The 17,729-nt window shown below is 65.0% G+C and carries 12 protein-coding genes; 3 read left to right on the forward strand and 9 right to left on the reverse strand.

Annotation, left to right across the window (positions count from 1 at the left end):
- Window positions 1–82: 82 nt before the first annotated feature.
- Window positions 83–3,835: a DUF5801 repeats-in-toxin domain-containing protein gene (locus BLV60_RS25840; protein ID WP_256329582.1), complete on the reverse strand. Its 3,753-nt coding sequence runs from the start codon at window positions 3,833–3,835 to the stop codon at window positions 83–85.
- 499 nt (window positions 3,836–4,334) lie between these two features.
- Between BLV60_RS25840 and BLV60_RS25845 the strand changes: the two genes are divergently transcribed.
- Complete coding sequence (locus BLV60_RS25845; protein WP_093058190.1) at window positions 4,335–4,895, forward strand: response regulator transcription factor; 561 nt, start codon at window positions 4,335–4,337, stop codon at window positions 4,893–4,895.
- A 39-nt stretch (window positions 4,896–4,934) separates the two neighbouring features.
- Here BLV60_RS25845 and BLV60_RS25850 read toward each other — a convergent pair whose 3' ends face one another.
- From BLV60_RS25850 to BLV60_RS25865, 4 genes are all read right to left on the reverse strand, one after another.
- A complete protein-coding gene (locus BLV60_RS25850) occupies window positions 4,935–5,705 on the reverse strand; it encodes an ABC transporter permease (RefSeq protein WP_093058140.1) in 771 nt (256 codons plus the stop codon).
- Between the two features lie 11 nt (window positions 5,706–5,716).
- The gene (locus BLV60_RS25855) at window positions 5,717–6,574 is read right to left on the reverse strand and encodes an ABC transporter ATP-binding protein (RefSeq protein ID WP_093058141.1); all 858 of its coding nucleotides are present in this window, start codon (window positions 6,572–6,574) and stop codon (window positions 5,717–5,719) included.
- Window positions 6,574–7,605 carry an ABC transporter substrate-binding protein gene (locus BLV60_RS25860; RefSeq protein WP_093058142.1) on the reverse strand — a complete coding sequence of 344 codons (1,032 nt, stop codon included), beginning with the start codon at window positions 7,603–7,605 and terminating at the stop codon, window positions 6,574–6,576. Before BLV60_RS25860 ends, BLV60_RS25855 begins: the two co-directional genes overlap by 1 nt.
- Before the next feature lie 190 nt (window positions 7,606–7,795).
- Window positions 7,796–10,096, reverse strand: a complete 2,301-nt coding sequence (locus BLV60_RS25865; protein ID WP_093058143.1) for an NADP-dependent malic enzyme — start codon at window positions 10,094–10,096, stop codon at window positions 7,796–7,798.
- A gap of 210 nt (window positions 10,097–10,306) precedes the next feature.
- On the opposite strand from BLV60_RS25865, the gene BLV60_RS25870 reads away from it, so the two are divergent.
- Window positions 10,307–11,647 (forward strand): NAD(P)/FAD-dependent oxidoreductase, encoded by a 1,341-nt coding sequence (locus tag BLV60_RS25870; protein ID WP_093058144.1) that lies wholly within the window; start codon window positions 10,307–10,309, stop codon window positions 11,645–11,647.
- A gap of 3 nt (window positions 11,648–11,650) precedes the next feature.
- On the opposite strand, the gene BLV60_RS25875 is transcribed toward BLV60_RS25870, so the two are convergent.
- The 3 genes from BLV60_RS25875 to gcl are packed head-to-tail and all read right to left on the reverse strand — an operon-like array spanning window position 11,651 to window position 15,200.
- Window positions 11,651–12,559, reverse strand: a complete 909-nt coding sequence (locus tag BLV60_RS25875) for a 2-hydroxy-3-oxopropionate reductase (protein WP_093058145.1) — start codon at window positions 12,557–12,559, stop codon at window positions 11,651–11,653.
- 42 nt (window positions 12,560–12,601) lie between these two features.
- Entirely contained in the window at window positions 12,602–13,387 is a 786-nt protein-coding gene (gene hyi, locus BLV60_RS25880) for a hydroxypyruvate isomerase (protein WP_093058146.1), read from the reverse strand.
- A gap of 22 nt (window positions 13,388–13,409) precedes the next feature.
- Window positions 13,410–15,200, reverse strand: coding sequence for a glyoxylate carboligase (gene gcl, locus BLV60_RS25885; RefSeq protein WP_093058147.1), 1,791 nt, complete (start codon window positions 15,198–15,200; stop codon window positions 13,410–13,412).
- A gap of 110 nt (window positions 15,201–15,310) precedes the next feature.
- Between gcl and BLV60_RS25890 the strand changes: the two genes are divergently transcribed.
- Entirely contained in the window at window positions 15,311–16,213 is a 903-nt protein-coding gene (locus tag BLV60_RS25890) for a LysR family transcriptional regulator (RefSeq protein WP_093058148.1), read from the forward strand.
- Window positions 16,214–16,219: 6 nt separating this feature from the next.
- Here BLV60_RS25890 and BLV60_RS25895 read toward each other — a convergent pair whose 3' ends face one another.
- Entirely contained in the window at window positions 16,220–17,716 is a 1,497-nt protein-coding gene (locus BLV60_RS25895) for a carotenoid oxygenase family protein (RefSeq protein ID WP_093058149.1), read from the reverse strand.
- Window positions 17,717–17,729 lie beyond the last annotated feature (13 nt).

The following is a 17,729-nucleotide window of genomic DNA, read 5'->3' on the forward strand; positions in this document are numbered from 1 at the left end:
CGCAGGTTCGTCATCAGTACGCCTGAATACAGGCCAAGTGAGAAGGGGCAGCATTTCTGCTGCCCCCTTGCTCCAGAGCTCGTTACGCGATCGCCTCCGTTTGCAGGGTTGTGCCTATCAGGTTGGCCACGCCATCGATCTCCAGGTGGACATCGAAGTTGAAGCCTGCGAAGTCGGCATCGCCGTCGATCACCTGACCCACAAAGTTCAGGTCCACGTCCGAATTGATCGTCGCCGACGTGATCACATCGATCTTGATGATCTTGAACACATCGTTGTCCGCCGTATCGGCATAGTTCGAACCGGTCGCGGTCAGATTCACCGCGTTATGGCCGCTCAGGCTGATACCCGTGCCAGTGATTTCTTCGGTGCTGCTCAGGACCTGCAAGCCCGTGATCTGGAAATTGGCGCTGTCGTAGTCGTCCTCGCCGATGCTGACGACCTTCAGGCCTCCTCCGGCCGATTGATAGTCCGCCGCGGAGTTGGCGATCAGAAGCCTGGTCGTGGTGGTGTTGGTCGACGCATTGAACAGCTTCAGCAGAACCGCCACATCTTCGCCGTCCGTGATCTGATCGATCGTGATGTTGATCGCGTCAGCGTAGGCCGTGTCCGTACCGACGATGGTCGCCCCGGGTCGCTGCGGCGGGCTCGTCAGATTGGGGTTGCTCACCGGATTCGATTTGTAGAAGTCGAAGTTCAGCAACTCGCCGGCTTGGACGGTATCGGAGTTCACCCCGAGGGTGTTGGTTGCGACGTTGACAAAACCCGCGGTCTGGCTGGTGAAGGTTTCGCCCGTCAGGAACGCGTGATTGCCGCCCGCCAACAGATCGCTGGAATCACTCGGAGGCGAGGAGGCCCTGGCTGACAGCACGCCGAAAAAGTCGTTGCTGTATTTCTGGACCACGATCTCCGGCGAGTTGTTGCCTTCCGTGTCGTAGTTGAAGGATGCCAGCGGCGCACTCGTGGAGAACGTCGTTTGTCCTCCGAAGACCTGATCCAGATCGAAGGCGTAAGTACCGTCTGTCTTGTTGAAGACGACCGTGCCTGTTGCCGCCTGCGTTGTCGTCGACGTTGGCCCGGGGTAGTAGTTGAAGCTGAAGTTGTAGGTGACGGTCGTGGCGTCTTCGGCAAAGTGAGAGACGGCTGTATCGGTGATGGGCCGCCCGCCGCCGGTCGTTCCGGTCAGGCTGTTCAGCACGATGCCGTCGGTCGACGAGTTGTCCACGTCGTCGGCGCCAATGGAGAAGTTGTAGGTTCCCGCAATGGGCTGCGCGTCGTTCGCTCCGGTGAGGTCGGAGATGGCGGTCACCGTCGGGCCGTCGTCGTCGAACTTGATGTTGGCGCCGATGTTGAGCACCTTGGAATCGGTCGCGGTGTCGCCATCGCCATCGGTGAGCGTCACGGCATTGGTCAGGGTGATCAAGGTGTCGGCCAGCGTGGCCTGCTGGGCCGCGTAGTTCGACGAAGCACCCGGCAGCGCGTGGTCGATTTCGGCAAACTGCTGCAGCGTTACCGAACCGGCGCCACTCACGGCGACATCGAAGATGATGTTGGCCGCCGAAATACCGGCCTCGGTGGCGGAGGTCGAACCTATGACCGTTCCGGCAACCAGGTACAGCCTGATGACCGCACCGTCACTCGTGAGCCCGGATGCGCCGCCCTGCGTTGCCACGCCGAGCGCGAAGGTCGATGCGGTGCTGCCCGCCCCGTCGGCGCCATAGCCACTCGAAGTCACGCCGAAGGCCGTCGCGAAGTCCTGGGTGGCGGAGTCGGTGGCTGCCCCGATGGTCTGTGCGTCCTGGATATTGAGCAGCGTCGTGTCGGTGGGCGCTGCCAGCACGATGGACGGGCCGTCGTCGTCGAACTTGATGTTCGCGCCGATGTTGAGCAGCTCGGAATCGGCGGCGGTGTCGCCATCGCGATCGGTGAGCGTCACGGCATTGGTCAGGGTGATCAGATCGTCGGCCATCGTGGCCTGCTGGGCCGCGTAGTTCGACGAAGCACCCGGCAGCGCGTGGTCGATTTCTGCAAACTGCTGCAGCGTTACCGAGCCGGTTGCGTTCACGGCCAGGTCGAAGACGGTGTTGGCTGCCGAGACGCTGGCCTCGGTGGCGGAGGTCGAGCCGATGACCTTGCCGTTCAGCAGGTACAGGTAGATGGTGGCGCCATCGCTCTTGAGCCCGGAGTCTTCGCCCTGCGTCTTCACGCCGAGCGCGAAGCTCGAGTCGGTGGTGCCTGCCCCGTCGGTGCCGAAGCTGCTCGAAGTTGTGCCGAAGGCCGTCGCGAAGTCCTGGGTGGCGGAGTCGGAGGCTGCTCCGACGGTCTGTGCGTCCTGGGTGTTGAGCAGCGCCGTATCGGTGGGCGTTGCCAGCACGATGGACGGGCCGTCGTCCTCGAAGACCATCATGGAGCCGACCTCTGCCGTTGCGTTGGAAACCCGCAGCAGCCGGAAGCCTCCGATGTCGAAGTCCGCGTGGGTGTTGCCCGAGGCATTGAGGTCGGCCCCGTTTTCGATGAGTACGCGGTTGTGGTCCGCTGACGTCGTGTATTCGATCGAGTAGCCGGACTTGACGCCGGTGATTGTTGCGATGCCGCCGGTGACGCTGATGACGATGGCCGAACTCTGTCCGCCCTCGGCGCCGTTCGAGAAGGTTTCCAGGGCCGCCCCGGTGACGGAGTCGAGCACGCGCACGCTCGTGATCGAAATCACCTGGTCGCCCGAATAGCCCTCGATGAAACTGTTGCCGGCCTCGAGCGCCGTGCTGTATGCGGTGATCTTGACCTGGGCGGTCTTTCCGCTTTGCAACTGCACAACGTCGAAATCGGCAGTCCTTGCTCCGAACATGCCGGTGAAGTCGATGTTCGATTCCAGATCGGCCTCGTTCTGGTCCAGGGTCGGAATGGTGACGTCCGCCCTGGCGCCGGTCACGAACGTGAAGCGGATGCCTTCCTGCTCGGTGATCATCTGGCTGTTGGTGCCAAACGTGGTCGGCCCGCCGGCCTTGCTGGTGTTGATCGTGTCGCCGGTCGTGATGTTGATATCGTCGGCGGTGCTGTTGGGGTTGGCCCCGGACTGATTTGCCGGGTCCTTCCCCGTCGCGATGATCGACACGTCGGAAATCCGGCCGTTGACGATCGTCGGATTGTCCTTCGTGAACATCAGGAACAGGTTCTGGCCGGATGGCGCGCCTGCGAGGTTGAACTCCGTATCCTGGCTGACACTGACGAAGACCTTGTCGAGCAGGTTGACTGCATCGTCGGGGTTGGTGGCATCCGGGTCCGATATCGCTTCGTACTGGACCATCCAGATCTTGGCGCCGGTCACCGGGGTTCCCGTTTCCTCCAGGTAGGCGGCGAACACGACGACATTGAGGGCGGTCTTCCCGTAGACGACGTTGTTGTTGGTCGTGTCGGTGTAAAGGAAGATGTCTTCGCCGTCGGCTGTATTGAGGCCGCTGTCGAAGCCATTGAGCGGAGCGCCGTTCGTGTCCGTGAAGGACACATCGGTGACCGTGCCGGAGATGCTGAATGTGAATGCGTTGGTGCCGGTATTGGACCCGTTGTAGCCACTCAACGCGGCGTTGATGGCGGTCCCGACACTCTGGGCCGCCAGGCGGCTGCTGAAGGCAGTCGGCAGCGAGCTTGCGGAGATGTCATTGTCGTTACTGTCGCCGGCAACGGCGGGAGTAGCGGCAAGGTTCTGCAGATTGGCGGATTCGTCCAGGGTGACGGTCGAGCCAGCCGTCAAATTTAGCGCGGGCATAAACACTCCTTGGTTGAGAAAAAACCCGCCGATCGGAATCAGTGCACCCGATTGAGGCGCGTTCGCCGCCAATCAACCAGGCTCACGTATCAGCAGAGGAGGCATGCTGTGCCGTCAGACGGCGCCTTGTCCATGGGATAAAAGTTGTCACCCAAAGGATGACGCGTCGTGCCGGGCGTGCGCTCTCATGCCCTTAACCTTTTGATACCTTGGGAGGTCCGCGGACCTATCTGCACGATGGTGCGGTCTTTATCATTAACCTCCGGATACCTCCAAAACAAGTGCCCCGGGGGAAGCCATGGAAGAAATCCCACTGTCGTCTGCTGGGCTGGAACCTGCGTGGAACGCAGATCCGCGGCCGTTCACGCAAGACTTCCGCCCCCCGTCGCCATTTGCGCCACCCACGCTGTGGACATCGAGCTGTTTTCAGCCGGCTTGCCTGGAGATTCCATCTCCTGCCCCGTGCCCTGCAGTCGAAGTCCGTGTTCCGGTTCTCGTCGCAACCTGTCCAGGTCGCGCATCGCCGCTGTCCGGGCTGGACCTGTTGGCCTCGAGGCACTGGGCTGAGCAGATGTATCAGGTCGAGTACGCGGAAATGAAAAGCATCTCTGACCTGGAAGCCTGCTGCCGGCAGCAGGCGCCTCGTTTGCTGTTGGTGGACATCGCGTTGATTTCACCGGAGAGAGTCAACAAACTGGACGATCTGCGCCGCCGCTTTCCAGCCACCGACTGGCTCCTCGGCTGGGAGGAGCCCTCCATGCTGGGGCTGGATGCAGCGATCCGGAGTCAGGCGCGCGGCTGCGTCGAGTGGACAGCGAGCGCAGAGCAGTTCGCGCAATCGCTGGATGCCGTGCTGGCAGGCACCTTGGGCTTCCCGGGCCCGGTGTTGCAGGCACTCTATCTGTCTGTGCTGCGATTGAAGGCAGGCGGCGGGCGGCCGGCGTCCTGCGCGATATCACCTGCAATCAAACTGACCGCACGCGAGGACGAGGTGCTTTCGCTGATGTACCGGGACATGACCAACAAGCAGATCGCCGAGCGACTCGGCATCAGTGTCAACACAGTCAAGAAGCACCTCGCCCACGTGTTCGCGAAGCAGGGGCAGCACAGCCGGCGCTGGCATCTCACCTGATCCGTGGCAGGCACCGATGTTGAATCCGGCGCGGCCTACTTACTGATTCTGCGAACCCCGGTGCGCCCAACCCGTGGTGTGCTTCTCGATCACGCTGAAGAGCTCGTACATCAGCATGGCCATTGCGCCCACCACCATCAGGCCCGCGAAGGCCAGGCCCATCTGCATGGCCGAGCCGGCGGAGATCAGCAGGTAGCCGATGCCTTCGTTGGCGGCGGTCATCTCGCTCACCGTGGTGCCGACAAAAGCCAGCGTGATCGCCACCTTCAGCGAGCCGAAGAAGTAGGGCATGGAGCGCGGCAGGCCGATCTTCATGAGCACGTCCCAGCGCTTGGCGCCGAGCACGCGCAGCACGTCTTCGAGCTCCGGCTCCAGCGTGGCGAGGCCGGTCGCGATGTTGACCATGATCGGGAAGAAGCTGATCAGAAAGGCCGTGAGAATCGCCGGCCCCACGCCGATGCCGAACCACACCACGAGGATAGGCACGAAGGCCGCCTTGGGCAGTGCGTTGAAGGCCGTCATCAGCGGATAGATCGCCGCGTACGCGATGCGCGAGCTGCCGATCACGAAGCCCAGCAGAACGCCCACCACGATCGCCAGGCCAAAGCCGGCCATCGTGACCCAGAAGGTGCGCCATGCGTGGCCCGCGATGATTTCCTTGTATTCCCAGAACTGCGTCCAGATGCGCCAGGGGCTCGGGAAGATGAAGTCCGAAACCTCGAAGCCAGCGCAGATGACCTGCCACAGGATGAGCACCGCGACCAGCAGCAGCCATGGCGACCAGCGTTCGATTTGCTTGGTGTTCTTCATGGTGCGCCCGCTCAGTGAGACACGGCCGCGGCCGTCTGCGCCGCGCTGATGCCGGTATTGCGGATGGCACCGATGTGCCCGCGCAGCTCCAGCACGATGTCGGTGAACTCTTTCGTGTAGGTGAGCTCGAGTTCGCGCGGACGCGGCAGGTCGATCTCGCGCTTGACCACGAAGCGCCCCGGGCTCTTGCTCATCACGTACACCGTGTCGGCGAGGAACACCGATTCGCGCAGGTCGTGCGTCACCAGGATCACGTTGAACTGCTGCTCGGTCCAGAGGTCGCGCAGGATGCACCACAGCTCTTCGCGCGTGAATGCGTCGAGCGCGCCGAAGGGCTCGTCGAGCAGCAGCATCTTGGGCTCGTGGATGAGCGCGCGGCAGATGCTCGCGCGCTGCTGCATGCCGCCCGAGAGCTGCCACGGAAACTTATCTTCATAGCCCGCAAGGCCCACCTTCTGCAGCAGCTTGCGTGCGCGCTCGACGTATTCCTTGCGCTTGGCCTTGAAGTTCGAGCGGTAGGGCTCGACGATTTCCAGCGGCAGCAGCACGTTGTCGACCGTGGTGCGCCACGGCAGCAGCGACGGCGCCTGAAAGGCCATGCCCGATATCTTGAGCGGCCCGGTCACCGGCTGGCCGTCGATGCGGATGCGGCCCATCGACGGCATCTTCAGCCCGGTGGTGAGCTTCATGAAGGTCGACTTGCCGCAGCCCGAGGGGCCGACGATGGCGATGAATTCGCCGCGCTTGACCTTCAGGTCGATGGCCTCGACCGCGAAGTGGTTGGCGCGCAGCAGCTCTTCGTTGTAGGCGAGCCAGACGTCCTGGAAGTCGACGAAGGGGGCAGCCGCGTCTTGCGATGCGTCCGCCATCACTTGCGCAGGATGTTCAGTTCAGCGGCGGGCGGCAGCAGCGAAGCGGTCCACACCGCGTCGGGGCTCACGCGCGTCTTGGTGTTGAAGGCATCCGACACCTGCGAGGCCATCAGCGACATGCGGCCTGCGTTGACCGCGCCGAAGCCTTCGGCGCGTGCGTCAGGGCTGTTGATGACGGTGTCGATGGCCAGTTGCAGGCGGCGGGTTTCGAGCTTGCTGTCGATGATGCCGTCCCGCGCCTTCACCGATTCGATGGCCACGGCCGGGTTGGCAATGACTTCCTTCGCGCCCTTGGCAAAGGCCGAGAGGAATTTCTTCACCGCCGCCGGGTTCTCCTTGATGAGCTTGGGCGAGGCGATGATGACGTTGCCGTACAGCTTCACGCCGTAGTCGGGGTAGGGCAGCACCACCACGTCGGCCGTCTTGGCGCCGCGCGCCTCGAGGTTGAGCAGCGAGGTGAAGGTGAAGCCGGTGATCGCGTCGATGTCGCCACGCATCAGCATGGTTTCACGCAGCGTCGGGTCCATGGCGGTCCAGTTGACGGCGCCGATGTTGTTGGCCTTGGCGAAGATCGGGAACGCGCGGCGGCCTGCGTCGAACACCGGCGCGCCCAGCTTCTTGCCGGCTAGGTCGGCCGGCTTGGTGATGCCGCTCTTCTTGAGCGCCATGACCGAGGCCGGCGTGTTGTTGTAGACCATCATCACCGCGACCGGCTTGTTGGGGCTGTCGGGGTTGTTGGCGTGAAATTCCATCAGCGCCGCGAGGTCGGCAAAGCCCATGTCGTAGGCGCCCGAGGCCACGCGCGTGACGGTGCCGCCCGAGCCGTTGCCCGCGTCGATGGTCACGTCGAGCCCGGCCGCCTTGAAGTAGCCCTTGGCCGCGGGGTGCAGGAACAGCGCGGCCGGTCCTTCGAAACGCCAGTCGAGCTGGAACTTGATCGGCGTCGGGCTCTGTGCAAGGGCCGGTGTGAGGCCGAAGCAGATGGCCGAGGCGGCGAGGAAGGACTGGAGCAGTTGGCGCTTGTTCATGCGGAGATCGATCCGTTAGGGGAAGGTGAATGCTTCGGCATTCAAGCAAAAACGGTGCCCGCACGCGATTGGTGCGAACCCTTCCAGTGGATCGAGACGGTGCGCCTTTGCACCCCTCAAATGCAAAAACGCGGCGAGGCCGCGTTTTTGGCACCGAAGGCGGGCAAAAACACCCACCGGTTGAAGGCTCTTACTTGTCCACCGTGACCTTCGCCACCGCCAGCGCCGTCATGTTGATGATGCGGCGCACCGTCGACGACGGCGTCAGCACGTGCGCCGAGCTTGCGGCGCCCAGCAGCACCGGGCCGACGGTGATGCCGTTGGCACCCGTCATCTTCAGCACGTTGTAGAGGATGTGCGCCGAGTCGAGGTTCGGGCACACCAGCAGGTTGGCTTCGCCGCTCAGCGTGGTCTCGGGCAGGGCGGTGCGGCGGATTTCTTCCGACAGTGCCGCGTCGCCGTGCATTTCGCCGTCGCATTCGATGTCGGGCGCCATCTGCGCGAACAGGTCGCGCGCCAGCCGCATCTTGCGGGCAGAGCCGCGGCTGGAGGTGCCGTAGTTCGAGTGCGACAGGAAGGCCACCTTCGGCGGCAGGCCGAAGCGGCGCACTTCCTCGGCGGCCATCAGCGCAATGCTTGCCAGCAGCTCGGCGCTCGGGTCTTCGTTCACGTTGGTGTCGGTGATGAACACCGTGCGCTTGTCGAGCGTGAGCGCGTTCAGCGTTGCGAAGCCCGGCGCGCCGCGCTTCAGGCCGATCAGGTTGCGGATGTGCTCCAGGTGCACGTCGAAGCGACCGACCAGGCCGCAGATCATGGCGTCGGCGTCGCCCAGGTGCATCATCAGCGCGGCGATGGTGGTGTTCGAGCGGCGCACCATCGTCTTGGCGGCCTCCGGCGTCACGCCGCGGCGGCCCATGAGCTTGTGGAAGCTTTCCCAGTAGATGCGGAAGCGCGGATCGTCCTCGGGGTCGACGATCTCGAAGTCGATGCCCGTGCGGATGTGCAGGCCGGCCTTCTTGATGCGCGCCTCGATCACGGCGGGGCGGCCCACCAGGATGGGCTTGGCCAGGCCTTCGTCCACGGCCCACTGGGCGGCGCGCAGCACGCGCTCGTCTTCGCCTTCGGCGTAGGCCACGCGCTTGGCGGTGGCGATCTTGGCGGCGCTGAACACCGGGCGCATGAACATGCCGGTCTGGTAGACGAAGCGCGTCAGGTGCTGGCGGTATGCGTCCATGTCTTCGATCGGGCGCGAGGCCACGCCCGAGGCGGCGGCAGCCTTGGCCACGGCCGGGGCGATGCGCAGGATCAGGCGCGAGTCGAAGGGCTTCGGAATGATGTAGTCGGGGCCGAAGGCCAGCTCCTGGCCGGCGTAGGCGGTGGCCACCTCTTCGCTGATGTCGGCCTTGGTGAGGTCGGCGATCTCGCGAACGCAGGCCAGCTTCATTTCTTCGGTGATCTTGCTGGCGCCGCAATCGAGCGCGCCGCGGAAGATGTACGGGAAGCACAGCACGTTGTTGACCTGGTTCGGATAGTCCGAACGGCCCGTGGCAATGATGCAGTCCGGCCGCACGGCCTTGGCCAGCTCGGGGCGGATTTCAGGCTCGGGGTTGGCCAGCGCCAGGATGATGGGCTGCGTGCCCATGGTCTTGACCATCTCGGCCGTCATCACGCCCGGGGCCGAGCAGCCCAGGAACACATCGGCGTCCTTCACCACGTCGGCCAGGGTGCGGGCGCCGGTGTCTTTCTGGGCGTAGCGTGCCTTGGATTCGTCGAAGCCGCCCGCGCGGCCCATGTAGATCAGGCCCTTGGAGTCGCAGGCGTAGATGTTGGCGGGCTTGGCGCCCAGGCCCACCATCACGTCGAGGCAGGCGATGGCTGCGGCGCCGGCGCCCGAGACGGCGATCTTCACGTCCTCGATCTTCTTGCCGACCAGCTCCAGGCCGTTGAGCAGCGCGGCGGCCGAGATGATGGCCGTGCCGTGCTGGTCGTCGTGGAACACCGGAATGTTCATGCGCTCGCGCAGCTTCTTCTCGATGTAGAAGCACTCGGGCGCCTTGATGTCCTCGAGGTTGATGCCGCCCAGCGTGGGCTCCAGCGCCGCGATGATGTCGACCAGCTTGTCGGGGTCGTTCTCGGCCAGCTCGATGTCGAACACGTCGATGCCGGCGAATTTCTTGAACAGGCAGCCCTTGCCTTCCATTACCGGCTTGGCGGCCAGCGGGCCGATGTTGCCCAGGCCGAGCACGGCCGTGCCGTTGGTGATGACGCCCACGAGATTGCCGCGCGCGGTGTATTCGGAGGCCGTGGCCGGATCCGCGGCGATGTCGAGACAGGGGTACGCCACGCCCGGCGAATAGGCCAGCGACAGGTCGCGCTGGTTCAGCAGGGGCTTGGTCGGGGTGATCGAGATCTTGCCCTTGACGGGCGAGCGGTGGTATTCGCGCGCTGCCTCGCGAAGTGCTTCTTCTGCAGGGGAAAGGGGTGCAGCCATGAAAGTCTCCTTGTTTCTGACGGGCAATGAGGCTACCGCAAAAGCGTGGCCTCTTCTTACAGGGTGAATGCCGAAAACGCCTGGATCTATATCTTTAGCTTGATAAGTAGGGCTGGCCGGTTCGCTAAACTGCAGATCGTTACCTACGGTTAACAGGGTATTGGCCGGGGAATCTCCAACAACGACAAAACCAATGAGGGGCAACAGCGCATGACATCCGGACCTTTCACCAGCAACGACCCCGATGTCGTGGTCATCGGCGGCGGCCCTTCGGGCTCCACGGTGGCCGCGCTGCTCGCGGACAAGGGGCACGACGTGGTGCTCATCGAGAAGGCGCAGCATCCGCGCTTTCACATCGGCGAATCGCTGCTGCCGATGAACATGCCGCTGTTCGACCGGCTGGGCGTGCGCACCGAGGTCGAGGCCATCGGCATCCGCAAGCACGGCGCCGAGTTCGTCTCGCCCTGGCATGACCACACCAGCCACTTTCACTTTGCCGAGGCGATGGACAAGAGCTTTCCGTACGCGGTGCACGTGCGCCGCTCGGAGTTCGACGAACTGCTGTTCCGCCATGCCGGCAATCGCGGCGCGCGCACCTTCGAGGGCCAGCGTGTCACAGGCGTGGACATGGAGGCCGGCAAGGGCACGCCAGACAACCGCCCGCTGGTCAAGGTCAAGGCCGACGACGGCGCCGAGACCACCTGGCGCCCGCGCTTCGTGATCGACGCGAGCGGGCGCGACACACTGCTGTCGAACCAGTTCGACGCCAAGCGCCGCAACCGCAAGCACGCCAGCGCCGCGCTGTTCGGCCACTTCGCCAACGCCGAGCGCCGGCCGGGCCGCTTCGAGGGCAACATCACGCTGTTCTGGTTCGACCACGGCTGGTTCTGGTACATCCCGCTGAAGGACGGCACCGTGAGCGTCGGCGCGGTGGCTTCGCCTGCGTACTTCAAGAACCGCAAGGGCACGCTCGAAGAGTTCCTGATGGAAACCATCGCGCTTGCGCCCAAGCTGGCCGAGCGCCTGAAGAACGCCACGCTGATGGAAGGCGCCACCTCCACCGGCAACTACGCCTACGACTCCGCGTTCTGCCGCGGCGACCGCTTCATGATGGTGGGCGACGCCTATGCCTTCGTCGACCCGATGTTTTCCTCGGGCGTGTACCTGGCGATGAACAGCGGCTTCGAGGCCGCCACCGCGGCCGACCACTGGCTCAAGGGCGAGGCGAAGGAAGCCGAGAAGGCCTTCCGCCACTACGAAAAGGTGATGAAGCGCGGACCGCAGATGTTCTCGTGGTTCATCTACCGCATCACCTCGCCGGCCATCCGCCGGCTGTTCATGAACCCGCGCAACATCTGGCGGATGCAGGAGGCGCTGCTGTCCATCCTGGCCGGCGACCTGTTCCGCAACACTCCCATCGGCCCGCGTTTCTGGGGCTTCAAGGTGACGTACTACGCGTCGTGCCTGGGCATCCTGCCGCAGGCCATCAAGACCTGGGCATGGCGTCGGCGCAACCTCAAAGAGTCTCTAGAGGCTGCTGCGAAAACCTGAGGCTCAGTCAGGAGTGACGGTGTGCTGGGCGAGCGCTTCGAGCGCGCGCACCAGCGCCGAGTGGTCGAGCTGCCCGTAGCCCAGCGCCGCACACGCATTCATCAGCTGCGCGGCTCCCGCTGTCTGCGGCAGCGCCACGCCCAGCGAGCGCGCGCTCTGCATCGCGAGGTTCAGGTCCTTCTGGTGCAGCGCGATGCGGAAGCCCGGCGCGAAGGTGCGCTTGATCATCCGCTCGCCATGCACTTCGAGGATGCGCGAGCTGGCAAAGCCGCCCATCAGCGCCTGGCGCACCTTGGCCGGATCGGCGCCGGCCTTGGAGGCGAACACCAGCGCCTCGCCCACGGCCGCGATGTTCAGCGCCACGATGATCTGGTTGGCCACCTTGCAGACCTGGCCGTCGCCCGCGCCGCCCACCAGCGTCACGTTCTTGCCCATCTTGTCGAGCAGCGGCTTCACGCGCTCGAAGGTGCCTTCGTCGCCGCCGCACATGATCGTGAGGCTGGCGGCCTTGGCGCCCACTTCGCCGCCGGAGACCGGCGCGTCGATGTAGCCGGCGCCGAGCGCGATGATGCGCTTGGCGAAGCCCTTGGTGGCAATCGGGTCGATGGAGCTGCAGTCCACCACGATCTTGCCGCGCGAATCCTTCAGGCCCTCGGCCACGCCTTGCGTGCCCGGCTCGCCGAACAGCACCTTCTCGACGTCGGGCGTGTCCGGCACCATGATGAAGATGATGTCGGCCTGGCGCGCCACCTCGGCGGCCGAGGCGCAGATCGTGGCCTTCGAGATGAAAGGCTCGGGCGTGTTGCCCTGCGTGTTCACGAACAGCTGGTGGCCTGCGTCGAGCAGGTGGCCCGCCATGGGAGCTCCCATGATGCCGAGGCCGATGAATCCGATTTTTTGTTGGGTCGTCATGTCTCTGGTTTCCTTATCCGATGTTCTCGAGGTTCGCGATGTTCATTGCTTCTGCGTGAGCGCCTGGCGCCAGCCGAGGCCTTCCACGGTGGTCGCGCGGGGCTTGTATTCGCAGCCGATCCAGCCGTCGTAGCCGAGCGAATCGATGTGCTTGAACAGCCATGGGTAGTTGATCTCGCCCGTGCCCGGCTCGCCGCGGCCCGGGTTGTCGGCCAGCTGGATGTGGCCGATCTGCGCGAGGTGCTTGGTGAGCGTGTTGCCCAGCTCGCCTTCCATGCGCTGCGCGTGGTAGATGTCGTATTGCACGCGCAGGTTGGCCGAGCCGACTTCTTCGATCAGAGCCAGCGCCTGGTCAGTGCGCGTGAGAAAGAAGCCCGGAATGTCGAAGGTGTTGATGGGCTCGATCAGCAGGCGCAAACCTGCCGCTTCGAGTTCGCGTGCGGCAAGGCGAAGGTTGTCGACCACCGTCTTGTGCGCAAGCTCCCTGCTCACGCCGGCAGGCACCTTGCCCACGAGGCAGTTGACCTGCGGGCAGCCGAGCGCCGTCGCGTAGTCGATCGCCACGCCGATGCCTTCGGCGAACTCGCCCGTGCGGTCGGGGTGGCAGGCGATGCCGCGCTCGCCCTTGTCCCAGTCGCCGGCCGGCAGGTTGTGCAGCACCTGCTGCAGGCCGTTGTCGCGCAGGGCGGCGGCGAGCTCCTTCTTCTCGAAGGGGTAGGGGAAGAGGTACTCCACCCCTTCGAAGCCCGCCTTGGCGGCAGCCTCGAAGCGCTGCATGAACGGCAGCTCGGTGAAGAGCATCGTGAGATTGGCTGCGAACTTTGGCATGTCGTTTTTCTTTCTTGCAGTCTCAATCCAGCATGGCCGCGACGGCGGTCGGCGCATCGGCGATGGTCTCCGCCAGCGGTTCGAATTCGGTGATGTTGTCGATCTCGGTGCCCATCGCGATGTTGGTCACGCGCTCGAGCATCACTTCGATCACCACCGGCACGCTGAACTCGGACATCAGCGCCTCGGCGCGGCGGATGGCCGGCGCGATCTCTTCCTGCTTGTTCACGCGAATGGCCTTGCAGCCCAGGCCCTCGACCACTTTCAGGTGGTCCACGCCGTAGCTGCTTTCGATGCCTGCATCGGGGCCCGCGTTGATGTTGTCGAAGGCGAGCTGCACGCAGTAGTCCATCTCGAAGCCGCGCTGCGCCTGGCGGATCAGGCCGAGGTAGGAGTTGTTCACCACGATGTGGATGTACGGCAGCTTGAACTGCGCGCCCACGGCCAGCTCTTCGATCATGAACTGGAAGTCGTAGTCGCCCGAGAGCGCGACGATCTTGCGCGTCGGGTCGGCGGCGCGCACGCCCAGCGCGGCGGGAATGGTCCAGCCCAGCGGGCCGGCCTGGCCGCAGTTGATCCAGTGGCGCGGGTTGTACACGTGCAGGAACTGCGCGGCGGCGATCTGCGAGAGACCGATGGTGCTCACGTAGCAGGTGTCGTTGCTGAAGTTGTTGTTCATGCACTGGTACACGCGCTGCGGCTTCATCGGCACGTCGTCGAAATTGGTCTTGCGCAGCATCGTCTTCTTGCGCTCGATGCATTGCTTGGCCCAGCCGCGGCGGTCGGGCAGGCGGCCTGCGGCCTTCATTTCCTCGGCCACTTCGACGAAGAGTTCGAGCGCGGCCTTGGCGTCCGAGACGATGCCGAAGTCCGGCGTGAACACGCGGCCGATCTGCGTGGGTTCGATGTCGATGTGCACGAAGGTTCGGCCCTTGGTGTACACATCGACCGAGCCCGTGTGGCGGTTGGCCCAGCGGTTGCCGATGCCAAGCACGAAGTCGCTCGCCAGCATCGTTGCGTTGCCGTAGCGGTGGCTGGTCTGCAGGCCGCACATGCCGGCCATCAGCGGATGGTCGTCAGGGATCGCGCCCCAGCCCATCAGCGTGGGAATCACCGGCACGCCGGTGGCTTCGGCAAAGCGCACCAGCAGGTCGGCCGCATCTGCGTTGATGACGCCGCCGCCGGCCACGATCAGCGGGCGCTCGGCCGCATTCAGCATGCCGATGGCTTTTTCGATCTGGGCGCGCGTGGCGGCCGGCTTGTAGGGCTTGAGCGGCTCGTAGCTGTCGATGTCGAATTCGATCTGCGCCATCTGCACGTCGAAGGGCAGGTCGATCAGCACTGGGCCCGGGCGGCCCGAGCGCATCAGGTGAAAGGCCTGCTGGAACACCTGCGGCACCTGGCCCGGCTCGCGCACCGTGACCGACCACTTGGTGACGGGCTTGGAGATCGACTCGATGTCGACCGCCTGGAAGTCTTCCTTGTAGAGCCGCGCGCGCGGCGCCTGGCCGGTGATGCAGAGAATGGGGATCGAATCGGCCCAGGCCGAATACAGGCCCGTGATCATGTCGGTGCCCGCCGGCCCCGAGGTGCCGATGCACACGCCGATGTTGCCGGCGATGGCACGGGTGTAGCCCTCGGCCATGTGCGAAGCGCCCTCGACGTGGCGCGCGAGGATGTGCGAGATGCTGCCGCGCTGGCGCAGCGCCGAATACATCGGGTTGATTGCCGCGCCCGGAACGCCGAAGGCCTGCGTCACGCCTTCTTTTTCCATCACCAGAACCGCGGCTTGCACCGCTGTCATCTTTGCCATTTGAGTCTCCTTGAGGTGGTCCCACTGTAGGAAGCGGGGGGCATTCGAAGAAGACGGCTGGGGACCATAAAACCTATTCCATGGCGGAATAAGTGGCTACCATCCGGCCCATGGACAGATTGTTGGCAATGGAAATGTTCGTGCGCGTGGTCGAGACCGGCAGCTTCTCGAAGGCGGCGCGCGAGTTCAACACCACGCAGCCCACCGTGACCAAGCAGATCGCGGCCACCGAGGAGCGGCTGAAGGTGCGCCTGCTCAACCGCAACACGCGCGGCGTGAGCCTCACCGAGCCGGGCGCGCTGTATTACGAGAAGTGCAAGACCATCGTGCGCGAGGCCGAGGAGGCCGACAGCATCGTGCAGCTGCGGCAGAACCAGGCTCAGGGGCTGCTGCGCGTGGGCACCTCGGTGGCGTTCGGGCGGCGCGTGGTGGTGCCGCTGGCACTCGAATACATGCGCCGGCATCCGCAGGTGCAGCTCGACCTGAGCTTCGAGGACCGCTACGTGGACCTGATCGCACAGGGCATCGATGTGGCGATCCGCATGGGCAAGCTGGCCGATTCTTCGCTGGGCGCACGCTACCTGGGGGTCAATCCGTGGGCGATGGTCGCGTCACCGGCCTACCTTAAGAAACACGGCACGCCGAAGCGGGCGCAGGACCTGAGCGCGCACGTGGCGCTCATCTACAGCAGCGTGGTGGGCGACGAGTTCTGGCGCATGCACACGCCCAAGGGCGAGCCGGTGACGGTGCCTGTGTCCGGCCGCTTCCGCTCGAACAACCTTTCCGCCGTGCTGGCCGCAGCACGCGACGGGCTGGGCATTGCGCTGATGCCGCGCTACGTGGCCAGCGACTCGCTGGCCACGGGCAAGGTGCGCGAAGTGCTCGGCGACCACGCGCTGCCCGAGCAGGAGATCCACGCCGTCTTTCCCTCGCCCAAGCTGGTGCCGGGCAAGGTGTCGGGCTTCGTGGCCTTCCTGCAGGGGCGCTTCGACGAAGGCTGGTGGGCGGCCTGAGCTTCTTCAGGCAGACACGAAGGCGCCGTGCAGGCCCAGCGGCAACGCGTAAGGCAGCGTGGCCTGCGCCACCGGCCCCGCCGCCAGGTGGTCGGCCGCGAAGCACGACAGCACCGTCTTCTGCCGGCCGAAGTCGAGCACCGTGCCCAGCACCCAGCCCGGCTTCGAGCCGTCTGGCACGAAGACATGCTCTTCCACCAAGGCCTGCGCGCCATAGTTGAAGCGCTGGCTGCGGCCGGTTTCGACGTCGGTGCGCGCGATGGAGCCGAAGCCCGGAATATCAGGGCGGATCTGCGTGGCATGAACCACGTTGCGGTGGCGCATGCCCACGCGGCGCGGGTCGATGCGCGGAAACTCGGCCTCCAGCGGCAGGGCCTTCTGCGTGGCCTCCCCAGTGCCGAGATTCAGCGTGGCGACGGTCAGGTGTGGATGGGTGCTTCTCACAATGCGCGCGCGCATCACTTCGCGGTTGGTCGTGAACACCGAGTCGGCGTTGTCCGAACGCACGTAGTCGATGTGGATCTGCGTGCCGCGCGGCGTGTCTTCTTCCCAGGCATTGCCGACGTGAAAGAGGAAGCCGGCCGGCAGCGTGAGCATCTGGCGCTTCTCCCAGTTCTGCTTGTCGACCACCAGCGCGCGCATGCCGAGCTCGGGCCGCCAGACGTGGGCGTCTAGGAAGCTCGCGCCGGCTTCCTTGCGCTTGCCGTCATAGACCAGTGGCGGCATCAGGAACACCAGGTGTCGCTCGGTCACGGTGAAGTCGTGGACCATCGGCATGTCGGCCACCGGCACCACGGCGGCGCGCCGCAGCGTGCCTTCGGGCGCGATCTCGTACAGCGCCAGCAGGCCCTGGCCGGAGCTCACGCCGAAGTTCCAGATCGTGCCGTCCGGGTCGACCTTCGGGTGGGCCGAGAACGGCATGCCCGCGAGATCGGCGCGCCAGGTCTTCACGCCCAACGTGTCCAGCGTGCGCGCATCGATGCGCGTGGCCGAGCCGCCTTCCCACAGCGCCAGCACCTCGCCGCGCATCGGCAGCACGCTGGTGTTGGCGACGTTGATGCTGTCGGCCGAGGTTGGCGGCTCCACGCCCGGCGGCATGGTGCCGAAGGCTTCCAACAGGCGGCGGCCGGCCTTCGCCTCGGCCACGCGTTTGGGCGTGGCGACGTAGCGGCCCTGGTGGCGCACGTCGGCGCCGTCGATTGCGAAGCTGTGCACCATGCCGTCACCGTCGAACCAGTGGTGATAGCGCTCGCCGCCCAGGTCGTGGCCGGCCGGGCCGATGCGAAACAGCGTGCCGGCAACGGCATCGGGAAAGCGCCCGCGCACTGTGGCGCGGGTCAGCGGCAGGTCGCCCGGGGGCGTGGCGAAGCCGGTCTTCCAGGGCGCGCTGGCGGCTTCGAACTGGGCTTGCCAGTCGTCGGTGCCGGCGGCGCGCGCCAGCGGTGCCAGCAAGGGCAGGGCGCCGGCCGAAACCAGCAGGCGCAGGAGTTCGCGTCGTTCCATGGCGGTCTACTCC

Source organism: Variovorax sp. YR634 (assembly GCF_900106655.1).
Lineage (GTDB): Bacteria > Pseudomonadota > Gammaproteobacteria > Burkholderiales > Burkholderiaceae_C > Variovorax.

Bases quoted from the DNA above. Each gene is read 5' to 3' on its own strand.
- BLV60_RS25845 (WP_093058190.1), top strand. From the start codon at position 4,335: ATGTATCAGGTCGAGTACGCGGAAATGAAAAGCATCTCTGACCTGGAA.
- BLV60_RS25850 (WP_093058140.1), bottom strand. From the start codon at position 5,705: ATGAAGAACACCAAGCAAATCGAACGCTGGTCGCCATGGCTGCTGCTG.
- BLV60_RS25855 (WP_093058141.1), bottom strand. From the start codon at position 6,574: ATGGCGGACGCATCGCAAGACGCGGCTGCCCCCTTCGTCGACTTCCAG.
- BLV60_RS25860 (WP_093058142.1), bottom strand. From the start codon at position 7,605: ATGAACAAGCGCCAACTGCTCCAGTCCTTCCTCGCCGCCTCGGCCATC.
- BLV60_RS25865 (WP_093058143.1), bottom strand. From the start codon at position 10,096: ATGGCTGCACCCCTTTCCCCTGCAGAAGAAGCACTTCGCGAGGCAGCG.
- BLV60_RS25870 (WP_093058144.1), top strand. From the start codon at position 10,307: ATGACATCCGGACCTTTCACCAGCAACGACCCCGATGTCGTGGTCATC.
- BLV60_RS25875 (WP_093058145.1), bottom strand. From the start codon at position 12,559: ATGACGACCCAACAAAAAATCGGATTCATCGGCCTCGGCATCATGGGA.
- hyi (WP_093058146.1), bottom strand. From the start codon at position 13,387: ATGCCAAAGTTCGCAGCCAATCTCACGATGCTCTTCACCGAGCTGCCG.
- gcl (WP_093058147.1), bottom strand. From the start codon at position 15,200: ATGGCAAAGATGACAGCGGTGCAAGCCGCGGTTCTGGTGATGGAAAAA.
- BLV60_RS25890 (WP_093058148.1), top strand. From the start codon at position 15,311: ATGGACAGATTGTTGGCAATGGAAATGTTCGTGCGCGTGGTCGAGACC.
- BLV60_RS25895 (WP_093058149.1), bottom strand. From the start codon at position 17,716: ATGGAACGACGCGAACTCCTGCGCCTGCTGGTTTCGGCCGGCGCCCTG.